The sequence below is a fragment of the Gallaecimonas pentaromativorans genome, from assembly GCF_003751625.1.
Lineage (GTDB): Bacteria > Pseudomonadota > Gammaproteobacteria > Enterobacterales > Gallaecimonadaceae > Gallaecimonas > Gallaecimonas pentaromativorans.
The window spans coordinates 1-26,336 of sequence record NZ_RJUL01000009.1; the positions used below are offsets into that span (position 1 = coordinate 1).

The 26,336-nt window shown below is 45.6% G+C and carries 25 protein-coding genes; 1 reads left to right on the forward strand and 24 read right to left on the reverse strand.

Translation table 11 applies throughout. The annotated features are described in order from the left end of the window. Positions 1 to 407: 407 nt before the first annotated feature. The 3 genes from gmhB to EDC28_RS15520 are packed head-to-tail and all read right to left on the reverse strand — an operon-like array spanning position 408 to position 4,027. Positions 408 to 962: a D-glycero-beta-D-manno-heptose 1,7-bisphosphate 7-phosphatase gene (gmhB, locus tag EDC28_RS15510; RefSeq protein ID WP_123422227.1), complete on the reverse strand. Its 555-nt coding sequence runs from the start codon at positions 960 to 962 to the stop codon at positions 408 to 410. Further along, entirely contained in the window at positions 959 to 2,668 is a 1,710-nt protein-coding gene (locus EDC28_RS15515; protein ID WP_123422228.1) for a PglL family O-oligosaccharyltransferase, read from the reverse strand. Before EDC28_RS15515 ends, gmhB begins: the two co-directional genes overlap by 4 nt. 15 nt (positions 2,669 to 2,683) lie before the next feature. Further along, the gene (locus EDC28_RS15520; RefSeq protein WP_123422229.1) at positions 2,684 to 4,027 is read right to left on the reverse strand and encodes a UDP-glucose dehydrogenase family protein; all 1,344 of its coding nucleotides are present in this window, start codon (positions 4,025 to 4,027) and stop codon (positions 2,684 to 2,686) included. 274 nt (positions 4,028 to 4,301) lie between these two features. Between EDC28_RS15520 and EDC28_RS15525 the strand changes: the two genes are divergently transcribed. Beyond that, complete coding sequence (locus EDC28_RS15525) at positions 4,302 to 4,493, forward strand: hypothetical protein (protein WP_050660363.1); 192 nt, start codon at positions 4,302 to 4,304, stop codon at positions 4,491 to 4,493. A gap of 27 nt (positions 4,494 to 4,520) precedes the next feature. Here the strand turns inward: EDC28_RS15525 and EDC28_RS15530 are convergent, their stop codons facing one another. The 21 genes from EDC28_RS15530 to rfbB form a co-directional block, all read right to left on the reverse strand. Next, entirely contained in the window at positions 4,521 to 5,528 is a 1,008-nt protein-coding gene (locus tag EDC28_RS15530; protein WP_123422230.1) for an NAD-dependent epimerase, read from the reverse strand. Positions 5,529 to 5,591: 63 nt separating this feature from the next. Then, positions 5,592 to 6,605: a UDP-glucose 4-epimerase GalE gene (gene galE, locus EDC28_RS15535; protein ID WP_123422231.1), complete on the reverse strand. Its 1,014-nt coding sequence runs from the start codon at positions 6,603 to 6,605 to the stop codon at positions 5,592 to 5,594. A 2-nt stretch (positions 6,606 to 6,607) separates the two neighbouring features. Beyond that, positions 6,608 to 7,489 carry a UTP--glucose-1-phosphate uridylyltransferase GalU gene (galU, locus tag EDC28_RS15540; protein WP_123422232.1) on the reverse strand — a complete coding sequence of 294 codons (882 nt, stop codon included), beginning with the start codon at positions 7,487 to 7,489 and terminating at the stop codon, positions 6,608 to 6,610. Positions 7,490 to 7,504: 15 nt separating this feature from the next. Beyond that, positions 7,505 to 8,671, reverse strand: a complete 1,167-nt coding sequence (locus tag EDC28_RS15545) for a nucleotide sugar dehydrogenase (RefSeq protein WP_123422233.1) — start codon at positions 8,669 to 8,671, stop codon at positions 7,505 to 7,507. Next, complete coding sequence (locus EDC28_RS15550; protein WP_123422234.1) at positions 8,668 to 10,092, reverse strand: phosphomannomutase; 1,425 nt, start codon at positions 10,090 to 10,092, stop codon at positions 8,668 to 8,670. The genes EDC28_RS15545 and EDC28_RS15550 overlap by 4 nt, the downstream gene beginning before the upstream one ends. A gap of 1 nt (position 10,093) precedes the next feature. Beyond that, a complete protein-coding gene (locus tag EDC28_RS15555) occupies positions 10,094 to 10,843 on the reverse strand; it encodes a glycosyltransferase family 2 protein (RefSeq protein WP_123422235.1) in 750 nt (249 codons plus the stop codon). A 17-nt stretch (positions 10,844 to 10,860) separates the two neighbouring features. Further along, the gene (locus EDC28_RS15560) at positions 10,861 to 12,267 is read right to left on the reverse strand and encodes a mannose-1-phosphate guanylyltransferase/mannose-6-phosphate isomerase (protein WP_123422236.1); all 1,407 of its coding nucleotides are present in this window, start codon (positions 12,265 to 12,267) and stop codon (positions 10,861 to 10,863) included. Beyond that, positions 12,264 to 12,743: a GDP-mannose mannosyl hydrolase gene (locus tag EDC28_RS15565; RefSeq protein ID WP_123422237.1), complete on the reverse strand. Its 480-nt coding sequence runs from the start codon at positions 12,741 to 12,743 to the stop codon at positions 12,264 to 12,266. Before EDC28_RS15565 ends, EDC28_RS15560 begins: the two co-directional genes overlap by 4 nt. After that, entirely contained in the window at positions 12,740 to 13,705 is a 966-nt protein-coding gene (fcl, locus tag EDC28_RS15570) for a GDP-L-fucose synthase (RefSeq protein WP_123422238.1), read from the reverse strand. Before fcl ends, EDC28_RS15565 begins: the two co-directional genes overlap by 4 nt. A gap of 2 nt (positions 13,706 to 13,707) precedes the next feature. Further along, a complete protein-coding gene (gene gmd / locus EDC28_RS15575; RefSeq protein WP_123422239.1) occupies positions 13,708 to 14,826 on the reverse strand; it encodes a GDP-mannose 4,6-dehydratase in 1,119 nt (372 codons plus the stop codon). A gap of 10 nt (positions 14,827 to 14,836) precedes the next feature. Beyond that, positions 14,837 to 15,958 (reverse strand): glycosyltransferase, encoded by a 1,122-nt coding sequence (locus EDC28_RS15580; protein WP_123422240.1) that lies wholly within the window; start codon positions 15,956 to 15,958, stop codon positions 14,837 to 14,839. After that, a complete protein-coding gene (locus EDC28_RS15585; protein WP_123422241.1) occupies positions 15,948 to 16,874 on the reverse strand; it encodes an NAD-dependent epimerase/dehydratase family protein in 927 nt (308 codons plus the stop codon). Before EDC28_RS15585 ends, EDC28_RS15580 begins: the two co-directional genes overlap by 11 nt. A gap of 8 nt (positions 16,875 to 16,882) precedes the next feature. Continuing rightward, the gene (locus tag EDC28_RS15590; protein WP_123422242.1) at positions 16,883 to 17,608 is read right to left on the reverse strand and encodes an acyltransferase; all 726 of its coding nucleotides are present in this window, start codon (positions 17,606 to 17,608) and stop codon (positions 16,883 to 16,885) included. After that, a complete protein-coding gene (locus EDC28_RS15595) occupies positions 17,608 to 18,525 on the reverse strand; it encodes a glycosyltransferase family protein (RefSeq protein WP_123422243.1) in 918 nt (305 codons plus the stop codon). The genes EDC28_RS15590 and EDC28_RS15595 overlap by 1 nt, the downstream gene beginning before the upstream one ends. Positions 18,526 to 18,690: 165 nt before the next feature. Next, entirely contained in the window at positions 18,691 to 19,845 is a 1,155-nt protein-coding gene (locus tag EDC28_RS15600; protein ID WP_123422244.1) for an EpsG family protein, read from the reverse strand. Between the two features lie 62 nt (positions 19,846 to 19,907). Further along, positions 19,908 to 21,332, reverse strand: coding sequence for a lipopolysaccharide biosynthesis protein (locus tag EDC28_RS15605; protein ID WP_170164145.1), 1,425 nt, complete (start codon positions 21,330 to 21,332; stop codon positions 19,908 to 19,910). After that, on the reverse strand, positions 21,329 to 22,459 hold the full coding sequence (gene rffA, locus EDC28_RS15610) for a dTDP-4-amino-4,6-dideoxygalactose transaminase (RefSeq protein ID WP_123422246.1): 1,131 nt from the start codon (positions 22,457 to 22,459) through the stop codon (positions 21,329 to 21,331). Before rffA ends, EDC28_RS15605 begins: the two co-directional genes overlap by 4 nt. A 15-nt stretch (positions 22,460 to 22,474) precedes the next feature. Beyond that, complete coding sequence (locus EDC28_RS15615; RefSeq protein WP_123422247.1) at positions 22,475 to 23,359, reverse strand: methionyl-tRNA formyltransferase; 885 nt, start codon at positions 23,357 to 23,359, stop codon at positions 22,475 to 22,477. Further along, on the reverse strand, positions 23,356 to 24,393 hold the full coding sequence (locus EDC28_RS15620; protein ID WP_123422248.1) for a TDP-N-acetylfucosamine:lipid II N-acetylfucosaminyltransferase family protein: 1,038 nt from the start codon (positions 24,391 to 24,393) through the stop codon (positions 23,356 to 23,358). The genes EDC28_RS15615 and EDC28_RS15620 overlap by 4 nt, the downstream gene beginning before the upstream one ends. Then, the gene (gene rfbA / locus EDC28_RS15625; RefSeq protein WP_123422249.1) at positions 24,390 to 25,268 is read right to left on the reverse strand and encodes a glucose-1-phosphate thymidylyltransferase RfbA; all 879 of its coding nucleotides are present in this window, start codon (positions 25,266 to 25,268) and stop codon (positions 24,390 to 24,392) included. The genes EDC28_RS15620 and rfbA overlap by 4 nt, the downstream gene beginning before the upstream one ends. Continuing rightward, positions 25,265 to 26,329: a dTDP-glucose 4,6-dehydratase gene (rfbB, locus tag EDC28_RS15630; RefSeq protein WP_123422250.1), complete on the reverse strand. Its 1,065-nt coding sequence runs from the start codon at positions 26,327 to 26,329 to the stop codon at positions 25,265 to 25,267. The genes rfbA and rfbB overlap by 4 nt, the downstream gene beginning before the upstream one ends. Positions 26,330 to 26,336: the final 7 nt, after the last annotated feature.

The window sequence follows — 26,336 nt, forward strand, 5'->3', positions numbered from 1 at the left end:
CATGATCAAACTCTTCAATTAAAAGCGTTTGATGCTCAATGAATTGCTGAAGTGTTGAACACTTCACTTCATCGAGTAGTTCTCAATTTTTTGAGTCTACCCAACTGTGAGTGCCCACACAGATTACTTGGATTCAATTGTTAAAGAGCGTCGCTTTCTCAAGCGAGGAGGCGCATTCTACCGCCTCCCAATACAGTGTCAAGCCCTTTCGCTTCACACTAAACTTCGTTTTTTAAGCCTTTCGACTCAATCCCCGAAGCGGGCCGCCATTCTACTCTTCTGCTTAGCACCGTCAAGCTTTCTTTTCAGGCGCCTTGCCGAAGCCTCCTTGGCGACGGGAAGCGAAGTATGGGCGCCTCGTAGAAAAAAGGCAAGCCCACAAAAACACTCCCCAGCTCAACTGGTTGTTATTTGTTCGCAGCAAGCCAGACGGGAACATCAGCAATGCTGTCAAGCACCACATTTGCCAGTGAAACACCGTCATCAGCAATAGCTTTGCCGGTCTTTACCAAAACCGCCTTGCTGATGCCCGCCGCGTGGGCTGCCCGCATATCATCGGCTTTGTCGCCGACAAAGACCGAGCGAGCGAGATCGATATTGAGGTCATGTTGCGCCTCCAGCAACATGCCTGGCTTGGGTTTTCGGCAATCGCAGTCGACTTTGTACTGACCGATGCCCTTTTCAGCATGATGAGGGCAGTAATAGACACCGTCGAGCAAGACACCATGGTCTTCAAAGTTCCAGTCCATCCACTGGGTCAACTCTTGGAAGTCTTCTTCGGTATACATGCCACGGGCAATACCAGACTGGTTGGTGATAACAACAACCAGATAACCCTGCTCCTTAAAGGCACGGCAAGCATCGAAAACACCGTCAATAAATTCAAACTCATCGGTTTTACTCACGTAACCGTGATCGACATTAATGACTCCGTCGCGGTCAAGAAATACGGCAGGTTTCATCTTGGCGCTGCTGCTCCACTGGCTGAAAGGTCGAAAGAGGGATTGTTGGGGTAAAGCCACTTGGCACGTTTTCTTATGGCTTCTTCCTGTTGCTTGTCGCCAAGAGCTTGAGCGGCTTCAAGCATATATATAAAGGTGTCGGCTCTGACAACATGTTCACTGAACTGCCAGCCCCACTGAATAAACGTCTGCAGGGTTTTGGTATCGTGATTCTTAAGGGCAAGTTGCAGGCGAGCATACATGGCAATGTGCTCGATGTGGTTTTGAAAGACGATGGGATTGACGATGTCCAGCAGCGGAGCCAGAGGCGAGTCTCCCTCTTTAGCCACTTTGTTGGCTCGGGCCACCTCAACCAGTTTATAAATGGTATGCAGGTTGGTCACCATGAACAAGCCCCCCACCAACACCCCAATTACGCTCAACGACTTGAACACATAAGGTAGCTTTACCTCACGCTCATGAGCCTGAGCCATCCTTGACTCGGCAAGGAACAGTAAAAAGAGAAACGCAAACCAGTGAGTAGCGGAATGGTAGAAGGGATATTCCGTAAGGGAATGCAATGCAAAGGGCAGTAGCAACGCACCATAACCAAGGCCACTTCGCCCTAACCGAGCCAATCGCCAGATAAAGTAACCAACAAAAGCCAGCAATGCGAAAAGTGGCAGGCACCCGCCCTCCACGGCCCAGAACAATAGCTCGTTATGGGGATGATCGACATTGGCCAGGGCCAATACGCCAGATTGTGCAAAGGTAACAGCTCGCTGCTGGGCATAGGCCGCTTCAAAGCCGCCAAGGCCAACACCGGTAAAAGGATGTTCACTAAAAAGTGCCCAGCTCACCCGCCAGATATCCGTGCGGCCATTGCTACTGGCAGCAACGCCCGCCCCATCCCGAATAGGCGCCGATAACTCAGCAAATATCATCCCGGCCAATTCACCGATGACAATAAAGGTAAGTGCCGTAAACAAAGCCCGCCGGTTCTCGCCTTTAGGTGCCCAAAGCAACAAAAGCAGCACGCCAACCAATGCCAAAATGCCGGTCCGGGACAATGTGACATAAAGACCAAAACCAGAGAGCGCAAGAGTCAGGTAGATAACACCCAGCCACATGGGCTTTTGCCAAGGCTTGGCCGCAGGCAGGGGGTGTTTTATCAACAGCCAAAGGCCAGCGGCGACTCCCATGGCAAGATAACTCGAAAAAACATTGGGCTGTTGAAAGATGCCTTGGGGACGAATGGCATCACCGGTTATGCGCCCTATCGGCAGCCACTGCCACCCAAATAACTGCAGCGTCCCCAATAAGGCTTCAATACCCACTGAGCACAGCAAGATGAAGAGCAAGGTTCGCTCATCGCGCTTTGCATCAAAGCATTGAAAGAGCGCAACGAAGAAAAATACCCCTCCCAACACACCAAAGAATCGCCCAATGGCATATTCACCGGTCTGCTGTGACCAGGCAAAAGGAAGAAATAAGACGATAAAAAGCAACACATAAGCCAGCCAACTTGATGGCAGGCGCCAAACACCTCGGTTTACCGCACTAAACACCCCAATGGTGCCAAATAGCAGGGCCACCACCCAAACGGTGTTATTAAAGGCGATTTGAAGGCCATAACCACCAAGATTGTGTTGAAAATAGTGGGCTGCAAACAAAAAGAGCAGCCCAAAGGCTGCCCATGCAAGCTTATTATCCTGGGCGTTATCCACGTGGGATATCCTCGCTTATTGGTTTTGGCTGATACTATCACCCCGGCCAATAGCGTAGTAGGTAAATCCTTGCGCCTTCAGGGCCGCCGGCTCATACAGGTTTCGCCCATCGAAGATCACCGGCTCAGACAACGACGCTTTGATCCGTTCAAAATCCGGTGCTCTAAAGGGTTGCCATTCGGTACAGATGGCCAAAGCATCGGCACCGGCAAGGGCCTCTTCCAAGGTGGACACCAATTTAAGATCAGAGCGCTGGCCATAAATGCGAATGGTTTCGTCCATGGCTTCAGGGTCGAAGGCCTGCACTTTGGCGCCGGCTGCCCATAACGCTTCCATCAGCACCCGGCTTGAAGCTTCTCGCATATCGTCAGTATTAGGTTTAAATGCCAACCCCCAAAGCGCAATGGTTTTGCCCTCAAGCTCACCTTTAAAATGACGGTTGATGAACTGGAACAGCTTCTGCTTTTGCCGGTAATTAACGTCCTCAACCGACTGCAATAGCGCGGGCTCATAGCCCACCTGCTGCGCCGTGCGTACCAGAGCCTGCACATCTTTGGGGAAACAGGAGCCGCCGTAGCCACACCCTGGGTAGATAAAGTGGTAGCCGATACGCGGATCAGAGCCGATCCCCTTACGCACCGCTTCAATATCCGCGCCAAGCAGCTCCGCAAGGTTGGCGATTTCATTCATAAAGCTGATCTTGGTGGCCAACATGCAGTTAGCCGCATACTTGGTCAACTCAGCACTGCGCACATCCATCACAATCACTTTGTCATGGTTGCGGTTAAAAGGTGCATAAAGCTCGCGCATGGCTTTTTCTGCCTCGCTATCGGAGGTGCCGATAACAATACGGTCAGGCTTTTGGCAGTCGCTAACCGCAGCGCCTTCTTTTAAAAACTCCGGGTTAGAGACCACGGCATAAGGCAAAGACTCGCCCCGCTCAGCAAGCACTGCGGCGACCTTGGCACTGACCTTATCAGCGGTGCCAACCGGAACCGTCGACTTGTTGATGATGACCTTACGCCCCGCCATGTGCCGGGCAATGGTTTCAGCCACGGCAAGCACGTACTTAAGATCTGCCGAGCCGTCCTCATCCGGCGGTGTACCTACAGCGATAAACTGCAACTGCCCATGGCCTACGCCCATGGCGGCATCGGTAGTAAATACCAAGCGCCCTTCCCTTGTCCCTTTGAGCACCAGCGCTTCGAGGCCGGGCTCGTAAATAGGAATAACGCCTTTTTTCAGGCCAGCGATCTTGTCTGGATCAATATCGACACAGCACACATGATGCCCAGCATCCGCCAACACGGCAGCCTGCACCAACCCAACATACCCAATACCAAAAACGGTGACCTTCATCCGCGACTCTCACTAGACTCGAGCTTAAAGACTGCCAGCACTATACCAGCAAGGGCTTGGCTGCGCCTGCCCAGCGGCTGCATCTGCCTATTTTGCAAACACAGAGACACCCTCACCGCGCCGTAACAAATGTTTCAGGCCAGAGTGAAGCCGTGGTATCTTAAGCGGGTATTATTTCCTCTGTAACACTCGATGTTCCTTTGAACCGCCAAGGGTTGCCCCAGCGCAGATCGCGGGTTCAATTTGTTACGCTAGATAGAAGGTAAACTGGAAAATGAAAACCAGTGAAGACTGGCTTCCCCATTTTAGACGAGCAAAAAGTCTTGAAACCTTGGAGCTGATGGTCAAACGCGCCTTAGAAGAATGCGCAACCGCCAGTGAAAAATTTCAAGTTTATAAAGCCGAAGAATTAAGGGAGCAAGAGCTGGAAAGGCTCAATGCCCCTGAGCGATTTAGACGCCTTTAAAACAGCCCAATATGTGGGCTGTTTTTTTTAGACGGCATAAAAATCTCGATACCACTTCACGAAGTTGGCAACACCGTCTTTTACTGACACTTTAGGCCGATAATCAATAACCTGGAATAGATCTTCGGTTTCAGCCCAAGTAGCAGGTACGTCACCCGGTTGGATAGGCATCAGGTTACGCTTTGCGCTTTTACCCACCGCATTTTCGATAGCCTCAATAAACTCGGTTAGTTTAACCGACTGGCCAGCACCGATATTAAATACGCGGTACGGCGCACTGCTCTGCCCTGCACTGCCCAGCTCTGGCGACCATCTATTTTGAGGCGCAGGAGGTTTTTCAGCAATACGCAGAATAGATTCGACGATGTCATCAATATAAGTGAAATCACGTTGCATTTGACCGTGGTTATACACATCGATGGCGTCGCCATTGAGAATGGCCTTGGTGAATTTAAACAGCGCCATATCCGGGCGCCCCCAGGGGCCGTAGACGGTGAAAAACCGCAAACCGGTACAGGGAATGTTGTAAAGATGAGCATAAGTGTGGCTCATCAACTCATTGGCTTTTTTGGTCGCGGCGTAAAGTGAGACCGGGTGATCGACCGAATCTGCCACCTTAAACGGCATGCTGGTGTTTAAGCCATAAACCGAGCTGGATGAGGCATACACCAAATGCGGCGTTTTTTGGGCACGGCATCCTTCCAGCACATTCAGGTGACCAACCAGGTTGGCATCGGCGTAAGTGTGCGGGTTGTCAATGGAATAACGGACACCGGCCTGGGCCCCAAGGTGGATGACGCGGTCAAAAAAACGGCTCGCAAAAAGTGCCGCCATACCGGGGCGATCAGCCAAATCAAGCAAATGAAAAGTAAAGGCAGGATGCGCTTTTAATTGCGCCAGACGCGCTTCTTTGAGGCTGACATCGTAATAGTCGTTCAGGTTATCAATACCGGTTACCTGAAAACCGGCGTCAAGCAAGCGCTTGGCAACGTGAAAACCGATAAAACCGGCAGCGCCGGTAACAAGACAATGCATGGGATGCCCTCGTATTTTACGCGTCAATGCTAACAAAAAAGGGCACCCGAAGGTGCCCTTTTATCAGCTGCGATAGCCATTGGGGTTTTGCGACTGCCAACGCCAAGCGTCTTGCATCATCTGTTGCAGCGTCTTTTGCGCGCGCCACTCCAATTGCTCGGCGGCAAATTGCGGGTCGGCAAAACAGGTGGCGATATCTCCAGGCCGGCGCGGCACCACCTTGTAGGGAACTGGCCGCTGAGCGGCTTCTTCAAAAGCCTTGACCATATCCAGCACCGAATAGCCGTTGCCTGTGCCTAGGTTATAAGCCTGCCACCCCTGCTGCACTTTAAGCTTGTTCAAGGCGCATAAGTGGCCTTTGGCGAGATCCACCACATGGATGTAGTCACGCACGCCGGTGCCGTCAGGGGTTGGGTAGTCATCGCCAAACACTTGCAGTTCTTTTAGGCGCCCCACCGCTACCTGGCTGATGTATGGCAGCAGATTGTTGGGAATGCCGTTAGGGTCTTCGCCAATCAGGCCCGACTCATGGGCACCGACGGGGTTGAAGTAACGCAGCACAGCAATAGCCCAACGCTCATCAGCTTTGGCAAGGTCTGCCAACACACGCTCAACCATGTACTTGGAAGTGCCGTAGGGGTTAGTGGTCCCCCCAGTTGGTGACTGCTCGGTAAGCGGAACCGTCTGGGGATCGCCATACACTGTGGCGGATGACGAAAATACCAGTTTAAAGACACCCGCTTTGGCCATCGCCTCACACAGGGTGAGCGTACCAGTGACATTATTTTGGTAATAACGCAGCGGCTGCTGCACGCTCTCGCCGACCGCTTTGAGGCCAGCAAAATGGATAACCGCCTCGATGGGGTATTGGGCAAACAAGCTATCGAGCAGCGCTCGGTCAAGGATATCGCCTTCAACAAAGCTCGGCTCACAGCCGGTAAGCCTCGCGACCCTCGCCAGACTCTCTGTAGTGCTGTTGGAGAGGTTATCAAGCACCAACACCTCATGCCCTTCGCTTAAAAGCTCAAGCACAGTATGAGAGCCGATATAACCGGCACCGCCGGTAACCAAAATCATGGTCAGATATCCAGGGACTTAAGGAAGGCGGCGAACTTTTTACCCAGCTTGGGGTTACGCAGGCCGTAGGTGACAAAGGTCTTCAGATAACCCAGCTTGTCGCCACAGTCATGGCTATAGCCTTTAATGCGATAAGCCTCGACATCCTGGCGCTCCATCAGCAGCGCGATGGTGTCAGTCAATTGGACTTCACCGCCGGCGCCAATGGGGGTTTTTTTCAACAGCGGCCACAGTTCCTTGCCGAACACGTAGCGCCCTACTACCGCCATGTTAGACGGCGCCTCTTCCTTGGCTGGCTTTTCGACAATGGCGGACATCTTGGATGACTCACCGGCAGCGATATCAGCGCCCTGCAAATCCACCACGCCATAGCTGCTTACCGCTTCCATGGGCACCGCTTCTACCATCACCTGGCTAACGCCGGTTTCTTCAAAACGCTTAACCATCTCTGCCATGTTATCGGCTTTAGGATTGGCTGCCGTGTCGTCGATAAGCACATCAGGCAGCACTACAGCAAAAGGCTCGTCACCCACCAGTGGCTTTGCACACAAAATGGCATGGCCAAGACCCTTCGCCTCACCTTGGCGCACTTGCATGATGGTCACACCGTCCGGGCAAATGCTCTGCACTTCTTCCAATAGCTGCCGCTTTACCCGGCGCTCCAACATGGATTCCAGCTCAAAACTCTTATCAAAGTGGTTTTCAATGGCGTTCTTGGAAGAATGGGTAACCAGCACAATTTCTTTGATGCCTGCGGCAATACATTCATTAACCACGTACTGGATAAGAGGCTTATCCACCACCGGCAGCATCTCTTTGGGGATAGCCTTAGAGGCAGGTAACATACGGGTGCCGAGGCCGGCAACGGGGATCACTGCTTTCATCTAAATCAGTCCTTTTTAATCACTGCCAAACAAATCACGGGTATAAATCTTTTCAGCTACATCTTGCAGCTCTTCTACCATGCGGTTGGCCAGAATCACATCACAGCTTGCTTTAAATTCATCAAGGCTTTGGATAACTCGAGAGTGAAAAAACTCAGACTCGGTGAGAACCGGCTCATAGACTACAACCTCAACACCCTTGGCTTTGATGCGCTTCATGACGCCCTGGATAGCAGAGGCACGAAAGTTATCAGAGCCTGACTTCATGATCAGTCGATAGACACCTACAACCTTGGGCTTTCGTGCCAACACCGAATCAGCGACAAAATCTTTGCGTGTCGTATTGGCATCAACTATCGCACCGATGATGTTGTTGGGGACATCCTGATAGTTGGCCAAGAGTTGCTTGGTATCCTTCGGAAGACAGTAACCACCGTAGCCAAAAGATGGATTGTTGTAGTGGCCACCTATACGCGGGTCCAGCCCTACCCCTTCGATGATCTGACGGCTGTCCAAGCCATGGGTTTCGGCGTAGGTATCAAGCTCGTTGAAGTACGCAACCCTCATAGCAAGGTAGGTATTAGAGAACAGCTTTACAGCTTCGGCTTCCGTAGAGTCAGTAAAAAGCACGGGCACGTCTTTTTTAATGGCGCCTTCCAACAACAGGTTCGCGAACCTTTCAGCCCGTTCAGAACGCTCCCCGACAATAATGCGCGATGGATAGAGGTTGTCGTGCAAGGCCTTGCCTTCGCGCAGAAACTCAGGTGAGAAGATGATATTGTCGCAGCCTAGCTCATCCTTAATACGCTTGGTGTAACCCACCGGGACGGTGGATTTGATCACCATCACGGCCTTGGGGTTAACCCGCATCACCTCCCGGATCACCGATTCAACCGAGCTGGTATTGAAATAGTTAGTATCTGGATCGTAATCGGTTGGGGTGGCGATGATAACGAAATCAGCATCAGAGTAAGCGGATTCAGCATCCAGGCTGGCTGTCAGCGACAGCTCCTTGTTGGTAAGAAAGTGCTCAATCTCCTTATCCTCTATGGGCGAACGGCCAGCATTAATAGTGGATACACGTTCCGGAAGAATGTCGACAGCAACAACCTTATGGTGCTGCGCCAAAAGCACAGCATTGGACAGGCCGACATAGCCTGTGCCTGCAACAGCAACTTTCATGCAAATTCCATTTTCGATATAGAGTTAAGAGCCTTTGTTACCATGGTCTCTGCTAATTCAGGGGTCTCCGCCTCTGCATAACAACGTAATTCCGGCGCGTTGCCAGAAGGACGAAAGTGGATAATACGTTCATCCGCTAATGTCACCCGAACACCGTCCGTTGTATTAATGCCGACAACAGCCGTATCTACCTCCATTGTCGCCAGAGTAGATTCAGTACTAGCTAGCAACCGCTCCAACAACGCTTTGCTGCGCTCACGTGGTACATTCTGTAGCCGATCACTACATGTAAAACGCTGTGGGATCTCTTGGCGCAACGATGACAGCTGTTTATCCCCGGCTAACAGCAGCAACATAAGTGCAGGGAGTAAGGCGTCGCGAGTGGGCAGCGCAGCAAGAGTCTGGCCGTTTATTGTTACGGTTGATGCCAACAAATAGCCGCCATTGGCTTCAAAACCTGCAACATGCTCATTTTCAACAGCGAGAACAGGGAAAGCATCAATGACGTAAGGCGAGCCAATACGGGTACGCACTACCTCATTGAACAAGCCCGACTTTTCTATTGCTGTGGTACAGCTTACTGGTACAGCCAAAGCATCTATGCCAAGTGCTTTAGAACACAATATCCCCAGGTCATCGCCCCGAAACCACTGCCCTTTTTCATCAGCGATAAGGGGACGGTCACCGTCACCATCGGTGGAAAAAAGCATGTCAAGCTTGTAGGTTTCCGTCCACTCACGCGCCCGAACTTTATCTTCAATGGAAACCGCCTCGGTATCGATCGGGACGAATTGATCGCTACGACCAAGGCTAATGACTTCAGCTCCTAACGATTCAAACAAACTCCCATAAAGCTCACGGCCAGCACTGGAGTGTTCATAGATCCCAATTCGACGTCCGAGCAAAGCTTGTTCTGGGAGCAATTGCTGATAACGCTGAATATAACGCTCCGCTGCTTCTGCATTGACCTCGAGAAAAGGCACTTGGGTAACAGGTGCAAAAGCCACATTTACTTGGTTTATCGCCAGCTCATCAGCCTTGGTAATCTCACCATCAGGCCGATAGAACTTAAGACCGTTGCGGTCAAATGGAATATGGCTACCAGTAACCATGATGGCAGGGATACCCGCCTGCATACTGGTAAAAGCCATAGCCGGCGTTGGCAAAACGCCGTAGTAAACCGGCTTAATGCCTTGCTCTATCAAGGCGGCGGCACAAGCCGCCGCCATAGCAGGGCTACTGGGCCTGTTATCAATCCCCAAAGCAACTGCCTCAAAACTGAAGCGCTGTTTCATCACCTCAACGAAGGCCAGGACAAAGGCAGCACAAACATCAGGGTTGAAGTCCTCCACCAAGCCGCGGGCGCCGCTGGTACCAAAGGCGACCTGACTATTATTCAGAAGGTCATTTGTATTTAGCATGTCAGAACCTAGCAAAAAACTGCGATATTTTTGATAAATTTTTACCCAAAATAGCGCGTAGAGCAGGCAAGTCATTCTCTTTCATTGCTTGCCAATCCTCTTTTGACTTTTTGATGATATTCATGAAACTACGATTGCTTTCTCCGCCCACCCTCATTTTCACGAGAACCTTAGGGATATACGCAACAGATACATTAGCTTTCCAGAGGTAGCGAAGAATAGATTCATAATCAGCTGCTATCCTATAGCGCAAGTCAAACGCACCTAACTCCAAGTACTTATTTCTTCGCATATAAAATGTTGGATGAGGAGGCATCCACCCGTTAACAATCTTACTCTTTGAATACAAGCCGCTCCGCCAGAGTCTAATAACTTTTTCGACATTATTTTGTGCTACGTATTCGAGATCGCCATAAACTGCATCAACCCCAGACCTTTCAAACTCCGCTGCGATCTCCGTCAATACATTAGGCGATGAAAAAAAATCATCAGAGTGCAGGAAACCGACAACATCACCGGATGCTTTTAATATCCCTTTATTCAAGGCATCATAAATGCCATTATCCGGCTCTGAAATTAAAACGAAGTCAATATCCTTACGAGATTTAATAATTTCAACCGTATCATCAGATGAAGCCCCATCAATAACAATAAGCTCAACATCTTTATATGACTGTGCGGCAAGTGAATCCAAAGTACTAGCGATAGTCCTTCCACTATTCCATGTCGCTGTAATGACTGATATCTTCATCTATATTCTCGATTAGATTAAGCTCGACCGTATTTGTCCTCAAAACGCACAATATCGTCTTCCCCCAAGTAGGAACCCGACTGCACCTCGATCAGTTCTAAGGGCACTTTTCCAGGGTTTTCCAGAGCGTGGACAGCCGCGATGGGAATATAGACGGACTCATTCTCGGTAAGATATTGATCATTACCATCGATAGTGACCTTTGCTGTACCCGACACCACTACCCAATGCTCAGCCCTGTGGTGATGCATTTGAACTGAGAGCTTAGCGCCCGGCTTGACAGTGATCCGCTTGACTTGGAAGCGCTCGCCGTTGTCAACGGAGTCATATTTGCCCCAGGGGCGATAAACCTCACGGTGATGCTGCCATTGGCTGCGGCCTTCGGCCTTTAGCTGTTCCACTACCTTCTTGACCAACTGCACGTCTGACTTCTTGGCAACCAAGGTCGCGTCCTTGGTATCAACAATCACCAAGTCTTCGACTCCGATGGCTGCGATAAGCCTTTCTTCCGAATGAATGTAAGAATTCCAGCAGTCAAGGTTGATCACGTCACCATGGATAGCATTGCCGTTGACATCTTTTTCGCTGACTTCCCATAAGGCAGACCAGCTGCCCACATCACTCCACTGGCAGTCCATGGGCACCACAACGGCGTTGGCCGTTTTTTCCATGACGGCGTAATCAATGGAATCTTCGGGGCTGGCAGCGAAAGCTGCGGCATCAATACGAATAAAATCCAGATCAGCCTTGGCTTGACTAACAGCCTTATGGCAAGCGTTGTATATTTCCGGGCAATGCGCCTCAAGTTCCGCTAAGTATCGGCTAGCCTTGAACAGGAACATGCCGCTGTTCCAAAAATAGTCGCCACTGGTGATATAGGACTCGGCAGTAGCCTTATCTGGCTTTTCAACAAAACGGCTTACCACAAAGCTACCCTCACCCTGCTCCTCGCCACGTTTGATGTAGCCATAGCCGGTTTCCGGTGAATTAGGAACTATGCCAAAGGTTACCAATTTTCCTTGCTGGGCACAGGGCACAGCAAGGGCCACACTTTGCCGAAAGGCAGCAGGATCTTTAATCACATGGTCAGCCGCAAGTACCAACAGTAAAGGATCTTGGCCTTGCGCCATGGCGTGAAAAGCCGCTAGGGTGATAGCAGGCGCAGTGTTCTTGCCAATAGGCTCAAGGATAATGCCGCTAGATATGACTCCCCCCACACGCAACTGTTCAGCTACAGAAAAACGGTGTTCCTCATTACAAATCACCAGAGGGGGCTGATGTTCCAAGCCCTTAAGACGATAAACAGTGTCTTGCAGCATGGAATTAACGCCGCACAGGCGCAGAAACTGCTTGGGAAAAAGCTGGCGAGACAAGGGCCACATCCTTGTTCCTGAACCGCCGGCCATGATGATCGGTACTATCATTCTATTCTCCCTAATACATCCTTACCCTGAAAATACCACTTGCTATGCTGATGTACGTCTTGCGCTGCTCGAAGCACATCGATGGACTGCCAACGATAGCGACTGTGCTGCGCTATTGGCAGTGCCAGATCGTCGGGGTCTACCGTTACCTTTAGTGCCAACACAACGTAATGGGTAGAAAAATTTTCGCCAGAAAAGTTGTCGTCGTATAGGTGTTCAAAAACACCCATAAATTCGGCATTTTTAATATTTAAAGATGCTCCCAACTCTTCCTTGGCTAAGCGCGAAAAAGCACTGCTTATAAGCTCATTTTTATGTACCCGCCCACCAGGTACAAACCAATAACCTTTTGCAGGTCGGTTATTCCGCAGCCCCAACAAATAATTGCCTTGACCGTCACCTACCAGCAGATCGATAGATACCAAAGGAGCATTTTCAACTACCGTTAAGAAAGTTGATAACGGTAGTATACTCATACTCGGATACCGGCAGTGTTAGCCAGGAACCATTGATAGGTATCGGCAAGGCCCTGCTCTAATTCGATACTGTAGCGCCACCCCATTGAGCTTAGACGAGACACGTCCATCAGTTTTCGGGGGGTGCCGTCTGGCTTACTGGCATCAAAAACAATATCGCCTTTAAAGCCAACGACTTGGGCCATTGTCTCCGCCAACTCACGGATAGTGCAATCAACGCCGGTGCCGACGTTAATGTGCGACAACATAGGGGAGATATTTTCCTGATAATGTAATGCATCAAGCTCCATTACAAATATGGAGGCTGCAGCCATATCATTTACATGCAAAAACTCCCGCATTGGCTTTCCCGATCCCCAAACTACAACTTTCTCCTCACTTGCAAGTTTGGCTTCATGGAAGCGGCGCATCAATGCCGGAATCACATGGGAATTTTCCGGATGAAAATTATCGTTTTCGCCATATAAGTTGGTCGGCATCACACTACGATAGTCTCGACTATACTGTCGGTTATAGGACTCACATAGTTTAATGCCAGCAATCTTGGCAATAGCGTAAGGCTCATTTGTCGGTTCCAAAGTACCGCTGAGCAATGCATCCTCACGCATCGGCTGCACTGCAAATTTAGGGTAAATACAGGAAGACCCTAAGAAGAGTAATTTGTGAACACCAGAAATATGCGCAGCGTGAATAATATTGCACTCAATCAGTAGATTCTGGTAAATGAAGTCCGCTGGGTAGTCATTGTTAGCAACAATTCCACCGACCTTAGCGGCAGCTAAGTACACTTCGTCTATCGCTACATCAGAAAAAAATTTGGTTACAGCCTGTCGGTCCAATAAATCCAATTCAGAGCGGCTCCGAAGGACTAATTCTACGTCGGGACGCTGCCGTAACTGACGTACTATTGCTGAGCCCACCATACCGTTGTGCCCAGCAACAAAGATCTTTTTCTTGCTCAACCTTAATTCTCCAAAGACAGCGAGACATCGTGACCATGAGCCTTAAGTAAGGCATGCCGGCGTGCTTTATCCAGATCACTCGCCACCATTTCAGCACACATCTGTTCAACTGTGATCTCAGGTACCCAGCCCAGCTTTGCTTTGGCCTTAGAAGGATCACCCAAGAGTGTATCTACTTCGGCCGGACGGAAATAACGGGGATCAACCCGTACAACAACATCACCAACGTTCACTCCCGTGGATTTCTCTCCAACGACAGATTTCACTATTGCAATTTCATCAACGCCTTTGCCGGTAAATTCAAGTTCTATGCCCAGCTCTTTCGCAGACATGCGAACAAACTCCCTAACGGAAATCTGCTTACCTGTAGCAATAACAAAGTCTTCTGGCTGCTCCTGCTGCAGCATCATCCATTGCATCCGTACATAGTCTTTGGCATGCCCCCAATCACGCAAAGAGTCCATGTTGCCCAGGTAAAGGCAGGACTCCAAACCTTGGGAGATATTGGCCAGCGCACGGGTGATCTTACGGGTAACAAACGTTTCGCCGCGACGCGGTGACTCATGATTAAAGAGAATACCATTACAGGCATACATACCGTAGGACTCACGGTAGTTAACTGTGATCCAATAAGCGTACATTTTGGCTACAGCATAGGGAGAGCGAGGGTAAAAAGGTGTAGTTTCCTTTTGCGGAATCTCCTGTACCAAGCCATAAAGCTCAGATGTTGAAGCTTGGTAGAAACGAGTCGTCTTTTCAAGGCCGCAGATGCGTATGGCTTCCAGTAGCCGGAGTGTACCCATCGCGTCTACATCCGCTGTATATTCTGGCGATTCAAAAGAGACAGCGACATGAGACTGTGCACCAAGATTATAAACTTCATCAGGTTGTATCTCTTGAATCAAGCGAACAAGATTCGACGTGTCGGTCAGGTCACCATAGTGCAAAAAAAATCGTGGATTATCTTCATGAAGGTCCTGATAAATATGATCAACACGCTCAGTGTTAAAAGATGAAGCACGACGTTTGATTCCGTGTACCTCATACCCCTTCTCCAGAAGGAACTCAGCAAGATAGGAACCATCTTGACCCGTAACACCAGTAATAAATGCTTTTTTCATTATATTTACCTCACTTGAAAATTTTTTTTAAGTCATCGACAAACTGCAGAAAATAATTCCCTCCCGAAACAATTTCGGGAATGCAGAAACTCTCATCTAGAAGCTCTGCTAACTGCCTCTTATCATTAACACCAAAAAACGATACATTGATATCAGCCTGTTCTCTATGGACAGGTATATCGGAAAGGATAAGGAATTTTTTTCTTGCCTTAGCGTCTTCAACTGAAGAATTCCAACCTTCGAAAAGGGATGGGTTAAGCAAGGCTTTAGAGTAATACAGCAAACTCTCCAACTCATCATTACTTACAAAGCCTAGTACCTTGTAATCATCTAAAAGCTCATTTCGCTCAAGAAATTCATTGATCTGCTTGTAACATTCTGTATTGAAGTTTCCCGTCGATATGACTTGTAGTGGCTTGCGCCCGCTTTCTCTGAGATGCTGAATAGCCTCGACCACTAGCTTTTGATTTTTATGAGGCCAGTATTGATTTGGCATGAATATATATGGCTGCCGAAAACCAAATTTCGATTGTAGTTTGTCCAAAGACAACAGGGGTCTTTCAGTACCAACCACATTAGGAGAGAATCGCACGACTTTAATTTTACACCTATCTGAAACACGGTATCTTTCTAAGAAAGATCTCTTTGTATCCTGGCTACTTACTATAATGTCTTTTCGGAAGAGTGACTGAAGGAAAAAACCGAAATCTCTTTTAACTCGAGTAGATAAAGAAAAAAAATGTGGCAAAAATGCATGCTGAAGGTCAGGCACCCAGCTGATTACCCTAAAGCGCGTCCTCCAGCCATAGAATGCAGCATTTTCTATAACCATATTTATATTATGCAGACGAAGAAGTTTGTTAACAGTAGGGTCTAAACCCGATACAAGAGCAGTGATTAGATCTTTAAAGGACTGCTTTGTAGAATCGACAACCTTGCATGATACAAAGCTCATTTTTTCGAAGGATGCCCGAATGTAATCTGGAGTACCAGGGGGCATAAAAACCACAACTTCAATTGGTAATGCCATTTTATCTAGGGCTTCACAAATCCTAACATAGTAATTCACTCCGCCCATCCATAGTTTATGGTCAGGGCAAAAAATGGCCAGCCTTTTTAGATCATCGCTCATTCAAAAACCACTGAACATAATGCTTTACACCTGTCGCCAAGTCCACTTGGCAAGGAAAATTAAGACAAGACTGCCTAGACACGTCAGCAACCAGAGAAACTGGGTCTCCTATTCTTTTATTCCCGTTAAAATCCAGCCTAATATCTGAACGCCCAAACTCATTAAGAATAAGCTCCGCGAGCCCCTTCACAGTGTTAGCCACACCAGTACCTATATTCATCACTACTTGGCAATTATCATTCTGGGCAAAATTCCAAAGCATAGAAACAAGATCATCGATGAATATCCAATCCCTAAGCTCATCACCGGAGCCAAACATTTCTAGATACGAGGACTGATTCTCCGATACCCTGTTGCAAAAATCCCAAAGGAACTGTTTTTTCAGCCCAGGACCATAAACAGAGAACAATCGAGCAATCCTAACATCCAATTCCGATCTGGACGCATAACTAAGGGCAATATCTTCGGCAAAAATTTTATGCTGACCATAAGTAGAGACAGGACAAGGAATATTACTCTCTTTTAACAAGGAATTGCTTTCATTTGAGCCGTAAACAGCAGCGCTAGAGGAAAAAATCACTTTGGCCGAAGGACAATAACACCTAACCCATTCAAGCAATCTCAAAGTCGTTACGACGTTATTTTCCAAGCTCTCACTAGGGCTGGCCTCAGCACGAGCAACAGATGCGCTGCCAGCAAGATGGAAAACATAATCAGGTTTAAAATCATGTTTAGCGTAGAATGAGGCTAAAAAAGTAGAGTTCAAGTCTCCACAGATGTAATCATCGCCTTTCCCCTCTTCCGCTGGCAGAATTCCCCTACCTACGCCTAAAACTCTGTGTCCTTCAAGGCGAAGCTTCTTCATCAATGCAGAACCGATAAAGCCAAAACAGCCGGTTATCAATACATTACTCATTAGATTACTCAATAAATACTGGACAGCAAACGGCTAGCCAAGATGGATGTAAATAGTGGATTAAAAGATTTTTTATCCAGTGTTTCTTTGTATTCTTCTCTGGACGGGACAAGACTCTCGTCAAGTCCGTCAAACTCTTTTGTCCACGTTCCTGACTTAAAATCAAAACGCTTTACAACGTGAGCGGGATTACCGATAACAATGGAAAAGGGTGGTATATCACCCAACACAACAGCATGAGCACCAATAATTGAGCCCCTTCCTATACGTACATTTCCAACAACACTGCTGCCATAACCAAAGAAACAATTTTCCTCAATAATAATGTCGTTTTTTTGGGTGACACCGGTAGACAGGTAAGGAGAAAAGGGATCATCAACAATGTGAGAGGCACCAATAAAAGAACAATTAGAGGCAGTCAAAAAGTAGCTGCCAATATCAATGCTATTTCCTACACTAAAAAAATTTCTGACACCAACAAAGCTTTTATCACCAATACTTATAGAGATATTAGCCGACTTCCTATGAGAGACATTAATCCACGTGTCGTGACATAACACTACACCTTTTCCAATTCTCAGGTTTTTCCAGCCCACAATACGAGCGGACCAAGCAATAGTGCAGCTACCAATATATTTTATCCGGTAAAAAAAACCTAATAAACCAAATAGTAAACCATAGATATTACCAATTAGCCAGCTGATAAAGTTATAGCGTTTTATATAGTTTTTCATTAATTAAATAATATCCTAAAATAAGAAACGAATTTATTCCATAATACCTTTGTCTTAAATTTATTAAATTTACAAATCAAAAGACTTAATTGAATTTTATCAATATCTACATCTGCAGGGTACCTTATCTCACTCAATACCGATACCTCTACCTGGCTAAATAAAGAGCCAGACTTATTAGCAGCATGGGTCCCGCTACTATCAAACCCATCATTATTTACCATCGTTGTAGGAGGATACAAAGTGAGTCTATTATGAAGAAAAGAATACAAGTACCAACGTATGGCCCAAGAGTTGACCTTCCCATCAGCTTCCTTTTTAAGCATAGAAAGAAAAGGAAAAGATCCTTCCAGATTGAATTTTCTTTCTTCTAAAGATAAATTTTTTAAGGAAAGTGTATCTTCAACACTAAAATCCCGCCAAGCTCTGGCCCAAGTAGCCCAACCCCAAGAAGTTGTCAAAGGCAAGAAAAAGCAATCCTTCGAATTGCTACCATTACCTAAGTAGTTAAATCCGGATATCTGGCACACCTTATCTTCAAATTGATAACGCTCTAAGCCGGCTCTCATATAGCGATAAAAATCAGGCGCCAATTCTAGATCATCTTCAATAACAATAGCGGCATCATACTTTGAGAGTACTTCAGTGACCCCCTGCCATATAGACTGCTTCAGCCCCAAGTTGTAGTCCCTGACACTAATAGTGGCCGCTGGCAACTCGGTAGTTGTTACAAATAGACACTCGTTAATTTTTTCTTTGTCATTTTCGTTTCTTGCTCCATCGACAAAAACGAAAATGTCACTTAGCTGTCTCTCTGAACATTTTTTATAAGACCTAATAGTTTCCTTCAGTTTATGAGGGCGATTGAACGCAAAAAATATTACGGCAATTCGGCACTGACTTTTATCTTTTTCCATAAACAATAGACCTTGGTGAGCGTCCTGGCGATAAAAATACTTATACGGACTAAAAATCAATATTGATATGACGCGTTAAATTTCATTATCCATATCTCTACCATCGGCAAAATCAATATTAGCTAACCTATTAAATATATTAAAAATAATTATCTTGAATCGATGTCACAGGCCTAAAAAAAATGGGCTCTTAGGCTGGTGAAGTCCAGCTAAATAAAGCAGGTAGACAACAAATCGAAGAAATAAAAGAAGAGAGAAAGCGACCATCCATTTTTTTTTCAACCAGCTATCTGAAAATGCTCTTGCCATTATGAATAAGCAACCTAGATTCAAAAGCATTAATATTCTTATACCTAGCACAGATAGTCCGGAAAATACAAAAAATGTATAAATAAATGCGGTAAATATGAATATCCTAGACTGCAATTCAACAAACCGGTTTGAGTCATGTTGTAACTTGACTGAGAAGAAAAAAATGAATGTATAGCATAGATAATTTAGCAGAGTCCTCGCTTCGCTAAGAAAAAAATGAGTAGCATTGATAAATTTATATCCGTGCTGTTGGTAGTAAACAAGATAGTAATTTATCTTAAAAATGAGTTCTTGAAAAAAGCTACCATCTCTATGGTCATAACCACTTCCGATGGAAATAAAAGAGAGGGAAAGATAAACGATAATTCCGAGAAAAGCCGACAGTGCTAAACCAAAATACGCAAACGAGGGACTCACTCGGAATTTACTTAATATAAAAGCAAGCGGAGACAATATCGCGCTATTATGGAAAGCAACTGAAGGCAACATAAGTGTTGCCGCCCTGATTTTTTTATTCTCACTAATTTGATAGATAGATAGTAATATAAGGGCGGAAGCAAAGAAAGCTCTTATTATATCAATGGCGTCCCAAAACAAAAATGCCATAAAGAATATAAAAACCACCGGAGTTTTAATTTCTTTGTCATTTTTTTTAGCGATGTAGTAGATTATATAAATAGGTATAGCCGACGAGAAAAACAAAAAAAAATGAAAAGAAAGTCCTATTTTTTTAAAGAAAAAGATAACAGTCAACCAACCAATTTCAAAATCGAACTCAAAAGTGGAATTATTTATTGACGACTGGATAACGGAGCCATCATAGAATGCCCTATAATTTTCCAAGTCGAGTCCTAAATCTCTAAACGTAAACAATAAAATCACGAAGGAGAATAGCACAAGCCAAATCAACCGATCTGAATTGGTTTTCCCCGCTTTAAACTTTGAGACTAAAAGAAAAGCCAGAAATAGAAGGCTAATGGCAGCCAATACATCCAGGATTTTTTCCACTTTCTAATTCCCTAGAACGAGATTTGACTAGACAAAAATTTCACCAAGATAGAAGGCACATTCTATTTCACTCTATTGAGGTTAATTCTCATTCTTGACCATGAAGCAATCTCGTGAAATTCTCTAAAAAAGACTATTAGCACGAAAAGAAACAACAGAAGCCAAGTTACCGGTCCCCACCACCCGATAATAGATCCATACAATGCTGTTAAGATGGCCATAGCCGTAGCTATAAAAGAAAACGCATAAAGCTGTCCTCTTTTTATTTTTTTCCAAAGCAAAATTGAAAATTCGGTTCTTAATACCAAGAAAATCCAAAATGAAAAGGCAGTACTAGCAGCAGCACCAGCTGCACCATATAAGGGCACTAAGAAATAATTACAGACGGCGTTAATGAGAAAAGCAAGCAAGGACGCCAGCATCGAATAAAAGGTCTTTTTAGAAATATTCACTCCAACAACAGTTGTCTCAGACAAAGTGTATAAAAGTGGGTACCCTAAACATGCGGTAAGAATAAATTTAACATTTTCATAGTCTTTAGGTAGAAATAGATTAAATACCCAAGAAAACATTCCTGCAGTGCAGAAAAAAATCATTACCATAAGTAAAATATATCTAATTATTTTTTCTATTTTATCTAAGTCCGCTCCAGCTGAATACTTTCTATAGACTATTGGAGCCCAAACAGTTGAAAATATACTTTGCAAAATAATCGCAGCTCCAGCGAAGCTTACAGCTACAGAATAAATACCCAACTCTTCAAAACTTGAAAAATTTCTTAAAAAGACCCTATCAGTAGCCGTTAAGCCCCAGAAGGCGAGAGAACCAAAAATTAATGGATACGCAAACTTAATCAGTCCTAAGCAATGTTGCAAATCGAGCTTCTTCTTTAATGCTTCCATCCATGCATCTTTTGTCGAATACAAAAAAAATAGAAAGGTAAAGCAAAGCGATATAGTTTGAGATATCAGAAGCTGCTCAAATTGGTGTGAATGGTATGATTTAGCAAATATAATAATTGACAGTAAAAATATCACTTTAGGTGCGATCTGGCTTAAAGAAAAAGTAAACCCTCTCTCTTGCATTCGAAGAATGAGTGATAAAAATCTAATGAAAAAAGCCATAAGAAAACAAAATAAAACAATAAAACTTATAGCGTTATTTTTATACTCAAACAAATAATACGATACAAGACCAGGTTGTGTTAGAAGTGCTAAAAAAACAAGTGAAAGAATAAAAAAACTAGGTAAAATACAACTTTTTAAAAGCAATGATTTGTCTTTACTCTCATGAAACTCTCTAACATAAGCTTGGTCTAACCCTAGACAACAAAATATTGTGCAAAGATTTATCGCAGTTTGTAATAGAGAAATACGCCCAATATCTTCTGGCGAATAGTACCACGCAATGATTGGAAGTGCGATAACACTCAATACAGCTGAACCAATAGGTCCTAATGAAAATGCAAATATGGTTTTTATATTCAAGCGTAGAACTCTTTTATTTTTCTTATAATTAGTGATACATCTTGCTTGGTCATACCATACCAAAGAGGTAGACGAATAAGTCTTTCACTTTCAATGGTAGTATATTTATCTTCACCAGAGAAAACACCAAATTCCATGCCTATTGTTGATGAATGGAGAGGAACGTAATGGAAAGCCGCCGTTACGTCGTTCGCCTTTAAATACTCAATCAACTCGCTTCTATCTTCGAGATTAGAGACTTTGACATAAAACATATGTGCATTATGTAAACAATTTGACGGCACAAAAGGTGATTCAATTATGCCTGCCCGAACTAATGGTTGAAGTTCTTCTTTGTACGATTGCCAAATTTCGAGTCTAGACTTATTTATTACATCAACCATCTCCAATTGCCCCCATAAGTACGCGGCTTGGATGTCTGATGGTAAATAACTGCTTCCTATATCTACCCAGCTATATTTATCTACCATACCCCTGAAAAATTGACTTCGATTGGTCCCTTTTTCGCGAATAACTTCTGCTCGCTCTTTGAAACGATCATCGTTGATGATAAGCAGGCCGCCTTCACCACCGCTGGTGTAATTTTTAGTCTCATGGAAACTATAAGCTCCCAGATGTCCAATTGTCCCTAGGGGTTTTCCATTATAGCTTGACATCATGCCTTGAGCAGCATCCTCAATAACAAAGAGGCCATGCTTTTCAGCTATAGCCATGATGGTATCCATTTCACAAGACACACCCGCATAGTGAACCGGGACAATAGCTTTTGTTTTTTCCGTTATGGCCTCTTCGATAAGCCGTTCATCGATATTCATAGTGTCCGGCCGGATATCGACAAAAACAACTTTAGCTCCGCGAAGTACAAAGGCATTAGCTGTACTGACAAAAGTATAACTCGGCATTATGACTTCATCTCCGGGATGAATATCAATAAGAATTGCAGCCATTTCCAAAGCATGTGTGCAGGAAGGCGTCAGTAAAGCTTTAACACAATGTAAGTTCTCTTCGAACCACTGGTGACATCGCTTCGTAAACCCACCATCACCAGAAATTCGTTTGCTTCGCATAGCATCTAAAACATATTGCTCTTCATTACCAGTATAAGGAAAAATATTAAATGCTATCATTTTTAATCGCCCTGACTAACCGAATCTAACTCTGAATGGAATTGTTTCAAAAATTTCCTTGCCATTATCTTCAAAAATAGCTTTATTGATTAATAGTAGTCCTGTCCCACATATAATTACTGGTTTACCATCTTTTGAAAAGATACGTTTCCCAACATGAACCTCTCGGTCAATTATAGATACATCATCAAATAGCTGAGCATCTTTGACTCTGACACTGCGTCCATTGATGTAAGTTAAAGCCCCTAAATATGGTGACCCGAGTGCATCTATGAATCGTATAATTCGCTCAGCATCCTGAGACCAATCTATAACGTAATCGAACCCATCACGCCACATAGAATAGCTCGCAAGGTCGTTATCTTGTTTTATGCCTTCAAGGGTATCTTTATTTGTGATTGATGAATATACACTAACAACCAAATCTGAGTAAATCACGGAAAGCTTATCAATTGCATCGCTTATTTTAACTGGGTACGTAATATTCACCTCCTTTTGACCAAGGATATCTCCACGGTCATACTCATTCGATGCTTTTATTGCAGAAACCCCAATTTTACTTTCTCCATTAATTAACATGTTAACTAGTGGAGAGAATCCTCTATATTGTGGAAGCAAAGAATCATGAAGCACTATCAAGTTTGCATCGTCGGAGATAATCCACCTCCAACCAATTGCAAAGAAGTAGTTTGCACTTCCCTTAGGAGATTCCCCTCGAAAGTAGAACGTGATGTTATTGGATTTACAAAACGAGGATGTTTCATGATGATAATCATTTTCTACACCTCCGTCTTTTCCAATACAAACAACGCCAACTTTCTCAGGGCCCATTTTCTCAACAAACCCTTTTAAAACACTAAACCCTTTCAAACCAAGAAGATAAAAACCAGCACTAATCATCTATTAAAAATCTCTTTCCACTGCGAAACTAATTTATCTCTTGAAAAAAAACTGGCTATAATCAACTTGTTTTTCTCTCTTACATCGATAGCTAGCGGCACTATTTCAAGGTTTTTCACGCTTGACACAGAAACTCCCATATCTATAAAGAGTTTGTATTGTGGAACGTCATCTCTTATGAAAACTTTTTTCCCGAGTCCCAATAATGAGATCGTATTACCCATCGCTTGCTGTCGACGATGGCTAAATATAGCAATATCTATGTCACCTAAAAATTGGATATAGTCTTGGAAGGACATAAAAGTAGTCAATGGAAAAAAATTCTCTCCAAAAAGCTCGTATCCTTTTTTTATAACCATATCTGCATATTTTTTATCGCCGTAAGACAAGGGTACAAAAATTTTCACATTAGCACTGCGAAACTTTATAATATCATCAAAAACTTCAAAGTGATTGTTAGCTGGATCAGCTGAGTTTCCAACTTGAATATTAATAGACTTTTCTTTTTTTTCTTTTATATGAAATTCATGATAAACATTACTTTCATACATCAGACACTGATGTATATGACCTTCCGCTCCGTACCACTTTTTCGCAAGTTCAGCATCTCCTTCGATATATGTAACTAAATTTCCGATCTTCTTTATGACTCGTTTCCTAAAGATCTCTTTAACATACCATTTTAAGCTTGAATTCCTATAGTTGTACGCATACAAATCCCCTCCCCATATAACCCAATAACACTTTTTATAAAATCTAGGATTGCAAAATAAAAAAACTAAAACAGAAGTATCGAAAATACCGTGGAGAATTATTTTATCCGCAGCATTCGACTTTATTAATAAATTTAATAACCCTTTGAGTTTACCCAGTACACTGGACTTCGCCAGATATACCTGCTCTCTACTCCTGTGTTTATAATCATCATGATTCCCTGACAGCCAAAAGTGATGTTTTCCAATATCGAACTCTTTATCTACGAGTTCAATAAAAGAAGGGATGAACTTCTCTGATGGCGCGATATGTAATATCACCTTATTTCTCCATCATGGATAAGTGAGAGCAGATATTGGCCGTACCCATTTTTCGTTAAGTCTGCTGAAATTGATAATATATCATCTTCAGAAAGCCATCCGTTATAAAACGATATCTCTTCCAAGCAGGCTATTTTATAGCCCTGTCGGCGTTCTATGGTCTCGACGAACTGTGCCGCTTCTAATAGGCTTTCATGAGTACCAGTATCAAGCCAGGCGAAGCCTCGTCCAAGCAGTTCCACCTGTAGATCGCCCCGCTCCAGGTAGGCCTGGTTGATAGTGGTGATCTCCAATTCCCCTCGAGCCGATGGCTGCACATCCTTGGCGATGCGTACCACATCATTATCGTAGAAGTAGAGGCCGGTGACAGCGAAATGGGATTTGGGCTTAGCTGGCTTTTCCTCTATGGAAATGGCACGTTGCTGGGTATCAAACTCGACGACGCCGAAACGCTCGGGGTCTTTGACCTGATAGCCAAAGACTGTCGCCCCCGTAGTACGCTTAGCGGCCTGCCTCAACTTAGAGCCAAATCCTTGTCCGTAAAAAATATTGTCGCCTAGCACCAAGCAAACGCTGCTGTCACCAATGAACTCTTCACCAATGATGAAGGCCTGGGCCAGGCCTTCAGGGCTGGGCTGCTCGGCATAGCTAAGAGTAATGCCGAACTGGCTACCGTCCCCCAGCAGCCGCTTGAAACCTTCGGCATCTTCCGGGGTGGTGATGATCAGGATGTCCCGGATCCCGGCCAGCATCAGCACTGACAAGGGGTAATAGATCATCGGCTTGTCGTAGATGGGCAGCAGTTGCTTGGAAACGCCCCTGGTGATGGGATAAAGCCGGGTGCCGGAGCCACCGGCCAATATGATGCCCTTCATAAGGCCACTCCCAGGCGCTCACGCTGATAACTGCCATCCTGGACGCGCCGGCACCAATCAAGATTCGCCAGATACCACTGTACTGTCTTGCGGATGCCACTTTCAAAACTCTCCTGCGGCTCCCAGCCTAGGTCAGCCTTTATTTTCGAGGCATCGATGGCATAGCGCAGGTCGTGGCCGGGGCGATCCTTGACGAACCTAATGAGGTCGGTGAAGTGCTTGAGGCCCTGCGACTTGGGAGCCAGCTCCTCCAGGAGGGCACAGATGGCCTGCACGACAGCAATATTCTGCTTTTCGTTATGGCCACCGATATTGTATGTCTCCCCTACTGCTCCCTCAGTGACAACCTTATAAAGCGCTCTGGCATGGTCTTCGACAAAAAGCCAGTCGCGCACCTGATCACCCTTGCCGTAGACAGGCAGGGGGTTACCCTCCAGGGCATTGAGGATCATCAGCGGGATGAGCTTTTCCGGGAAGTGGTAGGGCCCGTAATTGTTGGAACAATTGGTCACCAGGGTTGGCAGGCCGTAAGTACGCTGCCAGGCACGGACCAGGTGATCGGAACTGGCCTTGCTGGCCGAGTAGGGAGAACTGGGCGCGTAAGGCGTCTGTTCGGTGAACAGATCCTCTTTGCCGTGCAGATCACCATAGACTTCATCGGTGCTGATATGGTGGAAACGGAAGCGCCCTTTTTTCTCCGCATCCAGGCCTTGCCAATAGTGGCGCGCTACTTCTAGCAGGGTATAAGTGCCAAGGATGTTGGTTTCGATAAAAGCCGCAGGGCCGTCAATGGATCTGTCGACATGGCTCTCGGCCGCCAGATGCATGACTGCATCCGGGGCGTGGGCGGCAAAGACCCGTTCCAGTTCGCCGCGATTGCAGATATCGACCTGCTCGAAGGCATAGCGGTCACTGCCGCTGACCTCAGCCAAGCTCTCGAGGTTACCGGCATAGGTGAGTTTGTCAACGTTCACCACTGAATCGGCGGTGTGACTAATGACATGGCGAATTACAGCTGAACCAATGAAGCCAGCACCGCCGGTTATTAATATTTTCAACATATTATCC